This window comes from Candidatus Methylomirabilota bacterium (assembly GCA_036001065.1).
Taxonomy (GTDB): Bacteria; Methylomirabilota; Methylomirabilia; order Rokubacteriales; family CSP1-6; genus MNEF01.
On record DASYUQ010000218.1, the window covers coordinates 1 to 10,235 of the forward strand.

Annotated in this window: 15 protein-coding genes; 7 read left to right on the forward strand and 8 right to left on the reverse strand. The window is 67.4% G+C overall.

The features are described from left to right. Together VGV13_20945 and VGV13_20950 are read left to right on the forward strand one after the other, a co-directional pair. Positions 1-252 (forward strand): ABC transporter (locus VGV13_20945; protein ID HEV8643551.1); only part of this gene is annotated, 252 nt, incomplete at its 5' end. A gap of 279 nt (positions 253-531) precedes the next feature. Then, positions 532-918 carry a DUF1330 domain-containing protein gene (locus tag VGV13_20950; protein HEV8643552.1) on the forward strand — a complete coding sequence of 129 codons (387 nt, stop codon included), beginning with the start codon at positions 532-534 and terminating at the stop codon, positions 916-918. Between the two features lie 75 nt (positions 919-993). On the opposite strand, the gene VGV13_20955 is transcribed toward VGV13_20950, so the two are convergent. Both VGV13_20955 and VGV13_20960 read right to left on the reverse strand, forming a co-directional pair. Then, on the reverse strand, positions 994-1,761 hold the full coding sequence (locus VGV13_20955; GenBank protein HEV8643553.1) for a substrate-binding domain-containing protein: 768 nt from the start codon (positions 1,759-1,761) through the stop codon (positions 994-996). Between the two features lie 100 nt (positions 1,762-1,861). After that, complete coding sequence (locus VGV13_20960; GenBank protein HEV8643554.1) at positions 1,862-2,251, reverse strand: DUF4440 domain-containing protein; 390 nt, start codon at positions 2,249-2,251, stop codon at positions 1,862-1,864. Positions 2,252-2,677: 426 nt separating this feature from the next. Between VGV13_20960 and VGV13_20965 the strand changes: the two genes are divergently transcribed. From VGV13_20965 to VGV13_20975, 3 genes are all read left to right on the forward strand, one after another. Next, positions 2,678-2,854, forward strand: a complete 177-nt coding sequence (locus tag VGV13_20965; protein HEV8643555.1) for a hypothetical protein — start codon at positions 2,678-2,680, stop codon at positions 2,852-2,854. 165 nt (positions 2,855-3,019) lie between these two features. Beyond that, the gene (locus VGV13_20970) at positions 3,020-3,361 is read left to right on the forward strand and encodes a hypothetical protein (protein HEV8643556.1); all 342 of its coding nucleotides are present in this window, start codon (positions 3,020-3,022) and stop codon (positions 3,359-3,361) included. Next, complete coding sequence (locus VGV13_20975) at positions 3,358-3,591, forward strand: DUF4926 domain-containing protein (protein HEV8643557.1); 234 nt, start codon at positions 3,358-3,360, stop codon at positions 3,589-3,591. Before VGV13_20970 ends, VGV13_20975 begins: the two co-directional genes overlap by 4 nt. Before the next feature lie 343 nt (positions 3,592-3,934). Here the strand turns inward: VGV13_20975 and VGV13_20980 are convergent, their stop codons facing one another. Further along, positions 3,935-4,252 (reverse strand): hypothetical protein, encoded by a 318-nt coding sequence (locus VGV13_20980; protein HEV8643558.1) that lies wholly within the window; start codon positions 4,250-4,252, stop codon positions 3,935-3,937. A 214-nt stretch (positions 4,253-4,466) separates the two neighbouring features. After that, positions 4,467-4,733 (reverse strand): hypothetical protein, encoded by a 267-nt coding sequence (locus VGV13_20985; protein ID HEV8643559.1) that lies wholly within the window; start codon positions 4,731-4,733, stop codon positions 4,467-4,469. A 246-nt stretch (positions 4,734-4,979) separates the two neighbouring features. Here VGV13_20985 and VGV13_20990 point away from each other — a divergent pair, with 246 nt between their 5' ends. Together VGV13_20990 and VGV13_20995 are read left to right on the forward strand one after the other, a co-directional pair. Then, the gene (locus VGV13_20990; protein HEV8643560.1) at positions 4,980-5,624 is read left to right on the forward strand and encodes a hypothetical protein; all 645 of its coding nucleotides are present in this window, start codon (positions 4,980-4,982) and stop codon (positions 5,622-5,624) included. A 9-nt stretch (positions 5,625-5,633) separates the two neighbouring features. Then, a complete protein-coding gene (locus VGV13_20995) occupies positions 5,634-6,257 on the forward strand; it encodes an RES family NAD+ phosphorylase (protein HEV8643561.1) in 624 nt (207 codons plus the stop codon). 73 nt (positions 6,258-6,330) lie between these two features. On the opposite strand, the gene VGV13_21000 is transcribed toward VGV13_20995, so the two are convergent. The 4 genes from VGV13_21000 to VGV13_21015 form a co-directional block, all read right to left on the reverse strand. Next, the gene (locus VGV13_21000) at positions 6,331-7,257 is read right to left on the reverse strand and encodes an ABC transporter permease (protein HEV8643562.1); all 927 of its coding nucleotides are present in this window, start codon (positions 7,255-7,257) and stop codon (positions 6,331-6,333) included. Then, positions 7,254-8,174 carry an ABC transporter permease gene (locus VGV13_21005; GenBank protein ID HEV8643563.1) on the reverse strand — a complete coding sequence of 307 codons (921 nt, stop codon included), beginning with the start codon at positions 8,172-8,174 and terminating at the stop codon, positions 7,254-7,256. The genes VGV13_21000 and VGV13_21005 overlap by 4 nt, the downstream gene beginning before the upstream one ends. Before the next feature lie 64 nt (positions 8,175-8,238). Next, complete coding sequence (locus VGV13_21010; GenBank protein HEV8643564.1) at positions 8,239-9,777, reverse strand: ABC transporter substrate-binding protein; 1,539 nt, start codon at positions 9,775-9,777, stop codon at positions 8,239-8,241. 129 nt (positions 9,778-9,906) lie between these two features. Next, positions 9,907-10,235, reverse strand: a 329-nt coding sequence (locus VGV13_21015; protein ID HEV8643565.1) for a nitrilase-related carbon-nitrogen hydrolase, incomplete at its 5' end; no start/stop codon positions are given.

Genomic DNA, 10,235 nt, shown 5'->3' on the forward strand with positions numbered 1-10,235 from the left:
GGCGACGTCGAGCTGCTGCTGCTCGACGAGCCCTTCGAGGGGCTGGCGCCGGCCGTCGTCCGCGAGGTCTTCGCGCTCGTCCAGGGGCTGCGGGGCGAGACGGCCATCCTCCTGGTCGAGCACAACCTCGACCTCGCCCTCGCCCTGGCCGACCGCGTCTACGTGCTGGACCGCGGCAGCGTGACCCACGAGGGCCCGGCCCGCGCCCTGCTCTCCGACTTCGACCTGCGCCGCCGCGTGCTGTGGTTCTAGGGGGACGGGCTGAAACCGGTCACCGAAACCTAACCGCATCCTGGCCTGGACACTCCCTGAGGGTTCACCGGCTGTCCGCCGGACGCGGATATACTCTGTGGTCGCGGGAGGCGAAGCGATGGCGACCCCGGACCAGAACGGCATCCCGAGGGTGGCGCGACTCGGGCGCAGAAGGCATCGCCCGTCGATGGTTCGAAGGCGCGAGACGAAAGGGGGGACAAAGGATCTGACCGGGGGCTGGTGTCGCTGCGGTGAACCTGGACGGGGGAGGGTAAACCGGTGAAAACTCGGTGGGCAGTGGCGTTGGCCGTCGCCGTCGGGTTCGGGCTTGGCGCTGTCACGGTCCAAAGCCTTCACGCGCAGGCGAAGCCGCCTGTCTACTTTATCGCGGAAATCGAAGTGACGAACCTCGACGCCTACACGAAAGAGTACGCTCCGAAGGCTCAGGCGCTCATCAGGAAGATGGGCGGCCGCCTCCTGGCTGCGGGACAGAAAGTAACGGCCTTCGAAGGGCAGCCGCCGAAACAGCGCGTCGCCGTGCAGGTCTGGGACAGCCTGGAAAAGATTCAGGCCTGGCGCAACTCAGCGGAGTTCAAGGAACTGCGGAAGACCGGCGAGAAGTACGCCAAATTCCGCACCTTCGCCATCGAGGGCCTGCCGCAGTAGAACGACTGCGCTCGCAAACGAGGCCGCCGGCAGCGGCGGCCTCGTCTTGCCGGCCTTCGAAACGGCACACGGCCATCACCGCGTGATGGGCTCCATGCCTTTGGCCTTGAGCACCGGAACGGCCGCGGGCGCTTTCAAGAAGTCGAGCAGGGCCTTGCCGGCCTTCGCGTCTTTGGCGGCGGTCCCGATGCCCCCCGTGTAGCCGACGTAGCTCTGCAGCTCGGCCGGGAGCGGCCCGAGGAGCTCGGCGCCGGGCACGGGCTCGATGGCGCTGATGACCACGAGTGCGAGCTCGACCTCGCCACCGGCGACGCTCTGGGCCGCGCGGCCCACCGGCAGGTACTTGGTCTTGGCTTTCATCGGCTCGGCAATCCCCAGGCGATCGAACAGGGTCGCCAGATACATGGCGGTCGCCCCTTCTTTCGAATAGCCGATGGACTTCGCGCCGAGCATCGCGCGCTTGAACGCCTCGGCCGTCTTGATGTCGGGCTTGGGCGCGCCCGTGCGGACGAACACGCCGATGCCGGAGCGGGCGATGTGGGCGGAGGTGCCGGCCGCGATCTTGCCCTGCTTGGCCAGATCCGCGATGAACGGCGTCGTGAGGAGGGCCACATCGAACTGCTCGCCCCCTTCGATCTGGCGCTTCAAGACACCGACCACGTCGTACTGGATCGCGAGCTTGTGGCCCGTCTCTCGCTCGAAGCGGGGGCCGAGCTCGTTCAACACGTGCCTCAGCGCAGCGGCGCTCAAGACCTTGACGTCAGCGGCCTCGGCCGTGACGCCGGGCGCCGCCAGGATCATGATGCCGAACATGGCGACTGTAGCGAGTGACCCTCTTCTCATGGTGCGCCTCCTTTGTGCCCGCTTTGCCGGCAGTACGCGCGTGGGCTCACACCATTCCGCGCCGAAGGCGTGGTTGAAGTTCGACACGTCGCCGAAATCGCTACTGAGGCGGCGCGGGCACCGCAGACGAGTGGTGATCGACGATCAGCCAGCGCCCGCCGTGGTTCCGGTAGACGAAGCTGAACCGCGCCGGAGGCGTGATGGGCTTTCCGTCGCGGATCTCCGAGAAGGTATAGGTCCCGGTGTTGATGGCAATGTCGCCATAGACGCGAATCCGCTGCTCGCCCAGGGCGACCTTGTACGATGGAGGCACGGTACGCAGGATCTTGAAGTAATCACGCACGGTGGCCGGGGTGTCACGCAGCGTGAGAGACCGGGCGCCCCACAACACGGCCTCGGCGTCGCCGACATCTTCCTTGCCACCCGCGGCGGTCAACGATGGGGCGCCGAGCATCAGCAGAGACGCGACCAGGGCCACGGTTCGGTTCATACGTGAGCTCCCCTCGACTGACCGCCGTCGTCCCAGCAAGGCGCCGCCACGCCCCATCTGGGAATGGCGTGCCGCGTGAGCATAGCGCGATCTCGGATCGCGGGATACAGGATCCGCCCGGCGCTGCGAAAGGCATCGACGCACTGCCCAAGGCGGCGGACCGGCCCTCGGCGCGCGGCGCCGCGCGGGGGGCGAGCTTCGTGCTCAGCGAACGGCCCGTCGCCCGCCTGGGGATCGGGCCGGCGCCCCAGGGGCGGCGGGTTTTCCCCAACCTGACCGTCGCCGAGAACCTGGCCATCGGCCGGATGGGGCGCGACAGCCATCGCCGCGGGCGCTGGGACGAGGCGCGGGTGCTCGCGTACTTCCCCCGCCTGCGCGAGCGCTGGCGGGCCCGCGCCGAGACGCTCTCGGGCGGCGAGCAACAGGATGCTGGCGATCGCCCGCGCCGAGACCGCCATCCTCCTCGTCGAGCACAACCTCGATCTGGCCCTGGCCCTGGCCGACCGCGTGTACGTGCTGGACCGCGGCAGCGTGACCCACGAGGGCCCGGCCCGCGCGCTACTCTCGGACTTCGACCTGCGCCGCCGGGTGCTGTGGTTTTAGGGGCGGCCGGCCTTTCCAAGTCGCCGCCTCGGCGCCCGATCAGCTCGGACGGGTACCTGCACGTGGAGGTCGGCGCGGTCGGCGACGTCGGCTGCGGTTCGCGACGGTCTGTTTCATGGCGTGCGATCGGGGAGTTTGTGACAAGCTGGGAAAAGGCCACCGAGTGTGAGGATACCGAACGCGGATCGTGCGATTATAGACGCGACGAAGCTACATGGGTATCTGCTCTCGCAGCGCCACCCGGTGGGTCGGTTCAAGGCAGGATTCTTCTTGGGCTTGGGATATTCGGCAAGGGAATGGCAGCGGCTGGAAGCGGATCTGCGGGCTCAGCATTTGAGCCGCGAGGCTACGGCGGCGGAGGGCAATCCATACGGCCAGAAGTACGAGATCCACGCCCCGCTGGAAGGCCCTACCGGGCGCGCGGCAGAGGTCATCAGCGTGTGGGTCGTGCTCGTGAACGAGGACTTTCGGCGGTTTGTGACGGCCTACCCGGGAGGTGAAAGATGAGATATCGCGTTCTCGATACTGTTGTGTTGAACAGGGAGCTACCGGAGCGTGGTCTTCGCCGGGGAGACCTCGGTGCTGTGGTGCAGGTGTACGAACCTGACGGGCTCGAGGTGGAATTCGTTACGGCGGCCGGGAGAACGGAGGCGTTGGTAACTCTCAAGGTCGAGGATGTGCGACCCGTCGCAGACGATGACTTGGTGGCCGTTCGGCCATACCGCCGCTTGGCGTGAAGAGGATGGACGACCACCACCGTGAGCGGCCCGCAGAGTGGCGCTTTCCGCACTCTTATGATCGCGAAGAACTGGAGCGCGTGTGATCGTTATGAGGAGAAGCCAGTCTAGACGGCGACACCGCGCAAGGTTGAAGATTGATGAGATCTTGCCGGAGTACGACTTTGGCCGGTCTCGGCCGAATAAGTACGCCTCGCATTACGCAAAGGGGAGCATCGTGATAACGCTCGATCCCGACGTTGCCACAGTGTGATACTCGCCGAGCATCGAGCCTCATCTCGACGACCCGCGAAGAATGACCTTCGCAGCGTCGCGCCTTGCGGCGAGAACGTCGCGATCGTCGTCAGGGACCGCGGCGGGCTTCGAGGGCGGCGAGACGCTCGCGGACGTCCACTGCGGTCCGCAGCTCCCGGTCGATGCCGTCGATCCGGGTATCGACCCGCCGGATCTCGGCGAGCAGTTCCGCCTTCAGCGAGACCGTCTCGCTCCGGAGGGCGTCGATCTTGATCGACAGGCGGGCGTCGAGCCCATCGATTTTCTGGTCCAGACCGCTGACTTTCTGGTCGAGGACGCGGACATCGCCGCGCAACGCGTGAAGCTCCGGCGCGACGATGTCCTGGAATGCCGTTTTGATCTGCTCGTAGACACCCACCGGCATCATTTAATCAGGGCCATCGCGACGGGTCAATGTCCTGCTCAAGATACCGTTTCTGCTCCCGTGCCGGTGTCATGGCTTCCCGCTCAGTCCGCCGGGTGACGGCAGCCGAAGGCGGGCGGCCGATGGCCCAGGCCGAGCAACTCCCAGACCCGCGGGGGTTCATGTCGGCCGCGATGGTGGCAGCCCCTCAGCAGACACCGGTCACCGAGACGGCGAGTTACTCGATCACCCTGTCCGCCCGGATGCCGACAGGCGGCGGGATGGTGAGGCCGATCTCCCGGGCGGTGCGCTCGCTGGACATGCTTCGCCGACATGCGACCGATCTCGTGGAAGCTAGGGCCGTAGAGTGTCGCTCGACGAGCTGCACGCCCAACTGTCGCGCGGCCTCGCGGCCCAGCCGGGCGGCCTCCCTGGCCACCGTGTTGCCAGGGTTGTAGAAGGTCACCACCCGACCGAGCCTCGGGATGATCTCCTTCAGGACCACGCAAGTCGCGGTTGACTAACGAGAACTAGCTGTGTTAGTGTTCGTTAGTAATCCGGTACACACGCCAGTAACCGGGATTCGTTACTCACCGGGGGTGTGACTTTGAAGAGACGCGCGAGCCAGCGCCCACTCACTGAAGGCATCGACGCGCTTGCCAAGGCCGCGGACAGGACCTCGGGGCGAGGCGCCGCCCGGGGCGCGAGCTTTGTGCTCGGCAAACGGTCCGGAGCCCTCGCAAACGACGAAGTGCTCATTGCCGTGGCCGACGCGACGTCTCTCGCCCTCAAGCTCGTGAAGATTCCGGCGCGACCGGGTGCGGCCGTGCGCGCCACGAATACACAGCTCGAGGAGCTCGCACGCCGCATCGCGGAGATCGACGTGGTCGCTACCGAGATTGCACGGACCGCGGGTCGCGCGACGGCCGCTCCGCCGCCGTTGACCGAGCATGAGGAGCGCCTTCTCCGGGAGGGCGGGCTCGACCCCCGTCCGCTCGGACCCAGCGAGACCCCCGTTCTCTACCGGGCCACCGCCGAGTACGCGACGCTGCTCAACGACAGTTACACCGTGGGGCAAGCCGCCGCTCTCCTCGGCGTGAACACGAGCCGGATCCGTCAGCGCCTCATCGGCGAGCCTCGGACCGTGTACGGCATCAAGTTCGGGAAGGGTTGGCGTATTCCCAGGTTCCAGTTTCAAGGCCGCCGCCTCGTTCCTGGGATCGAGACCGTGGTGCCGCGAATTCCTGCGAATCTGCACCCGGTCGCCGTCCACCGGTGGTTCACCTCTCCACACCAGGACCTGACCTCTGCGGGCCAGACCCCGATCTCCCCGCTCGACTGGCTCCGCATCGGAAATCCTCCCGGCGTCGTCGCCGATCTGGCCGCCGGTCTCTAGCCATCGTCGGTGGCGAAGCTCCCGGAGCCTCCACCGGCGGACCGGCTCGCCGCCCTTCCCCCCGCCCACCACGTGCTGTCCGCCGGCACGCGCTGCTGGCGGATCTATTTTCAGAGGGGCCCGCACGCTACGGCGTGGAATGCGTTACGCGGCTATGGGCCGGCCTCGGCGCGTTTCGATCATCATCTCCCACCACCGCGCGCGCAGAGCCGCCAAGTCCTCTACATGGCCGAAAACATTCTCACGTGCTTTGCCGAGGTCTTTCAGGAGACCAGATCTATCGATCGGTCGCGAAACGATCCATGGTTGGTCTGCTGCGAGCTGGTTCGCGCCGTGCCCCTGCTCGACCTGACCGGACCCTGGCCCACCCGCGCCGGCGCTTCGATGGCCATCAACTCGGGTCCCCGCCCGCGTGCCCGGCGATGGTCGCAAGCGATCTATGACGCCTACCCGGCCGTCGAAGGCCTGTACTACGCCTCCAGCATGGACGCCAACCGACCGGCCGTCGTGCTGTACGAGCGCGCCGCGGATGCGCTCGCGAGCCGCCCGAGCTTTCATCGGGCCCTGGCTGACCCGACGCTGACCCCGGCCATCGTTCGAGCGGCCCAGCGGTTCAACTACGTCGTGACCTGAGCCCGTCGCCTCACATCGGCGGGCGCCATCCCCTGGGCTGGCTCTTCCCTGACGGGAGAGGGGATCGCCCGGTTCACAGCTTCATGTGGGGGTCGAGCCAGTCGCGCAGCGCGTTGCCCATGAGGTTGATGGCCAGCGTCGTGACGAAGATGGCCAGGCCGGGGAAGGCCGCGATCCACCACGAGTTCAGCATGTAGATCCGCCCCTCGCCTAGCATGTTGCCCCAGGCCGGGGTGGGCGGCTGGACGCCCAGGCCGAGGAACGACAGGAACGACTCCAGGATGATCACGCGCGCCACCTGGAGCGTGGCGATGACGACGATCACCGACACCAGGTTGGGAAAAATCTGGCGGAAGATGATCCGCAGGTGGCTCATCCCGAGCGCCCGCCCCGCCATGACGAAGTCGCGCTCCCGGATGGACAGCGTCTCCGCACGAATGACGCGCACGTACAGAGGCCAGTCCGCGATGCCCAGCACGATGATCATGTTGACGAGGCTCGGGCCGAGCACGGCGATCACCGCCAGGGCCAGCAGGACGAACGGGAAGCTCAGCATGACGTTGACCAGCGCCATGACGAGCCAGTCCACGCGGGGACCGAAGTAGCCGGCGGCCAGGCCCGTGAGCACGCCGATGGTCGCCGAGATCAGCACGGCCACCACGCCCACGATGAGCGAGACGCGCCCGCCGTAGATCATCCGCGAGAGGAGATCGCGCCCCACCTGGTCCGTTCCCAACAGGTGCGTGGGCGCGCCGCCCTCCATCCAGGCCGGGGGTCTCAGCCGGTGCTGGATGTCCACCGCGAGCGGGTTACGGGGTGCCAGCCACGGCGCCAGCGCGGCGCTCGCGACGATCAGCAGCATCACGGCGGCGGCCGCCAGCCCCCACTTGAGGCGCCACAGCCGGCTCAGCGAGGCGCGGCGGGCGGCGAGCCTCCGCGCGCCGTCCTGGGTGTCCATACCCTCGAGCGCCACCTCCCCGCCCGCCGTGACGGTCTTCACGCGCCCACCCGGATGCGGGGGTCGATCAGGCCCACGATCATGTCCACGATGAAGTTGACGGACACGATGATCAGGGCCAGCAGGACCACGGCGCACTGGACCACCGGGAAGTCCTGGTTGCGGATGGACTCCACGGTGAGCGTGGCCACTCCCGGCCATGCGAAAACGGTTTCGGTGATGATCGCTCCCCCCAGGAGCTGGCCGAACTGCAGCCCGAGCACCGTGATCACCGGAAGGCAGGCGTTTCGAAAGGCGTGCTTGACGACCACCATCCCCTCCCCGAGGCCTTTGGCCCGGGCGGTCTTGATGTACTCCATGTCCATGATCTCGATGACCCCCGAGCGCACCAGCCGCATCGTGAGCGGCGCCAGGAAGGCGCCCAGGGTGAAGGCGGGCATCAGGAAGTGCTGCCAGGTGCCGTAGCCCGAGGCCGGCAGGGCCCGGAGCCCCACCGCGAAGATGATGATGAGCATGATGCCGAGCCAGAAGATGGGCATGGCCTGTCCGGCCACGGCCACCATGGTGCACAGGGTGTCCACGAAGGAGTGCCGCTTGAGGGCTGCCAGGATGCCGAGCGGCAGCGCGATGAGCAGCGCCATCACCAGTCCGGCCAGGGTCAGGTAGATGGTCGGCGCCATCCGCTGGAGCACGAGGCGGAAGGCCGGGGTGTCCGTGTACCAGGACTTCCCGAAGTCGCCCTGGATCGCGCGGCTGGCGAACTTCCAGTACTGGACGTAGAGCGGCTGGTCCAGGCCGAGCAGCTTGTGGTACCGCGCGTACTCCTCCTTGCCGGCGTTCTGGGGCAGCAGGAGCAGCACGGGGTCGCCGATCACGTGCAGGAGGGCGAAGGCCAGCATGGAGATGCCGACGATGACCACGACGAGCTGGACGAGCTGCCGGGTGACGTAAGGCCTCATCCGAACCGGGGGAAACGGGGGCGCCGGTGGTTCCCCGCCGGCGCCCGGCCGTCGCGCGGCCTCGTTACTTCTTGCGCGGGGTCACGAGCCACATGCGGTCGATCTCGTCCCGCGGCGCCTCGTAGTTGACGCGGTTGGAGATGCCCCAGACGCCGCGCAGCCCCCACTTGAAGACGTAGGCGGCGTCCTCGAGGAGGAGCCGCTGGGCCCTGGCGTAAATCTCGGTCCGCTTCTTCTGGTCCAGCGTCGAGCGGCCGGCGGCGATCAGCTCGTCCAGGTCCTTGTTGCAGTAATAGCTCCACGACTCGCCGCACTTGAAGACGTCGTAGAGGATGGCGTCGGCGTCGAAGATCGAGTAGTAGCCCCACGACCAGTTGAACATGGGGCCGGCCTTGCCCTCTTTGACCTGCGCCGTGTAGACCGTCTGGTCGCCGATGTAGTTGAGCTGCGGGCGCAAGCCCGCCTTGGCCATGTCGGCCGCGAGGGCGTCGTCGGTCTGGAGCACGGCCGGCTCGACGACCTCCAGGCCCGTGCGGAAGCGGAAGTCGATGCCGTTCGGATAGCCGGCCTCGGCCAGGAGCTTCTTCGCCCGGGCGATGTCCTGCCTGTAGGGCTTCACGCTCGGGTCGAAGCCGAAGGCCATAGGGTTGATCGACGTGGCCACGCGGTCACCGAGCCCGTTGAGCACATGCTTGATGACGGCGTCGGCGTCCACGGCCAGGTTCACCGCCTGGCGCACCCGGCGGTCGGTGAAGGGGTTCGGGCCGCCGCGCCCCGCCTGGTCCAGCTGCAGCATGGCGGTGCGCAGGATGGGCGAGGTGCCGGTGCGCGCCTGCCCCGACTTGTTGATCACGTCCATCTGGTCCGGCGGCACGGCCTTGATGATGTCCACGCCGCCCGAGATCAGCTCGGCGATCTGGGTGGCCGTCTCGGGGATGATGCGGACCCGCACGTACTTGAAGGCGGGCTTGGGCCCCCAGTACTCGTCGTTCCGCACCAGCAGGTGCTCCTGCTTCTTGTCCCACCTCACCAGCCGGTAGGGGCCGGTGCCGATCGGATGCTCCTGCATCCACTCGTGCCCCTTCTGCCGCATCTGGTTCTCCGACTGCATGACCAGCGCCGTCAGCCGTTCGACGAAGAGCGGGTACGGGCCATCGGTCTGGAAGTGGACGGTAGACTCGTCCACCGCCTCGACGCTCTTGATCTTGGCGTGGTTGCCCCGGGCGACCATCTTCTTCTCGGGGTCCAGCACGCGGTCGAAGCTGGCCTTGACGTCCCGCGCGGTGAAGGGGGTGCCGTCGTGGAACTTGACGCCCTTGCGGAGCTTCACCTCCCACGTGGTGTCGTTGAGCGCTTTCCAGGACACGGCCAGGCTCGGCCCCACCTTGCCCGTCTTGATGTCGCGCGCGGCCAGGTGATCGAAGACGTTGTAGCCGAGAATGATGGCCTCGCGGAGAACCGAGTTGGGCGGGTCCCAGGAATTGATGTCGGACTGCAGCGCGTAGACGACGGTGTCGTCCTTGGTCTGGGCCTGGAGCCCCGCGGGCGCGGCCAGGACGAAGGCGAGCAAGGCGGCGATTGCCAGTGCGGCGGCACGACCCATAACGTCCTCCTTCCGAGCGTCGAGTGAGCAGGCAGGCGGAAACGAGGCCCCAATCCTAGCGATGCGACGCCGCGCTGTCAAACGGCGCACCTCCCTCTCCCCTCTGGGGAGAGGGCCGGGGTGAGGGGCTCAGAACTGCCGGGTGATGGGCCCGTAGAGCTCCGGGCGCCGCTGCAGCATGAGCGGGTATTTGTACCGAACCTCCTCGATCAGCGCGAGGTCGATGGTCGTCACGGTCACGCACTCCCGGTCGGGCGCCATCGCCACGATCACGCCCCACGGGTCCACGACGCAGCTGCGGCCGACGAAGCCGATGCCGGACGCGGGCTCCTGGCCGAACTGCCCGGACGCCACGACGAATACCTGATTCTCACAGGCCCGGGCTCGCAGGAAGAATTCCCAGTGGTCGAAGCGCGGCGAGAGGAAGGCCGAGCAGCACACGAGGATCTGGGCGCCCT

Coding starts and splice junctions, on each gene's coding strand:
- VGV13_20955 (HEV8643553.1), bottom strand. CDS start 1,761: ATGAGAAGAGGGTCACTCGCTACAGTCGCCATGTTCGGCATCATGATC.
- VGV13_20960 (HEV8643554.1), bottom strand. CDS start 2,251: ATGAACCGAACCGTGGCCCTGGTCGCGTCTCTGCTGATGCTCGGCGCC.
- VGV13_20965 (HEV8643555.1), top strand. CDS start 2,678: ATGCTGGCGATCGCCCGCGCCGAGACCGCCATCCTCCTCGTCGAGCAC.
- VGV13_20975 (HEV8643557.1), top strand. CDS start 3,358: ATGAGATATCGCGTTCTCGATACTGTTGTGTTGAACAGGGAGCTACCG.
- VGV13_20980 (HEV8643558.1), bottom strand. CDS start 4,252: ATGATGCCGGTGGGTGTCTACGAGCAGATCAAAACGGCATTCCAGGAC.
- VGV13_21005 (HEV8643563.1), bottom strand. CDS start 8,174: ATGAGGCCTTACGTCACCCGGCAGCTCGTCCAGCTCGTCGTGGTCATC.
- VGV13_21010 (HEV8643564.1), bottom strand. CDS start 9,777: ATGGGTCGTGCCGCCGCACTGGCAATCGCCGCCTTGCTCGCCTTCGTC.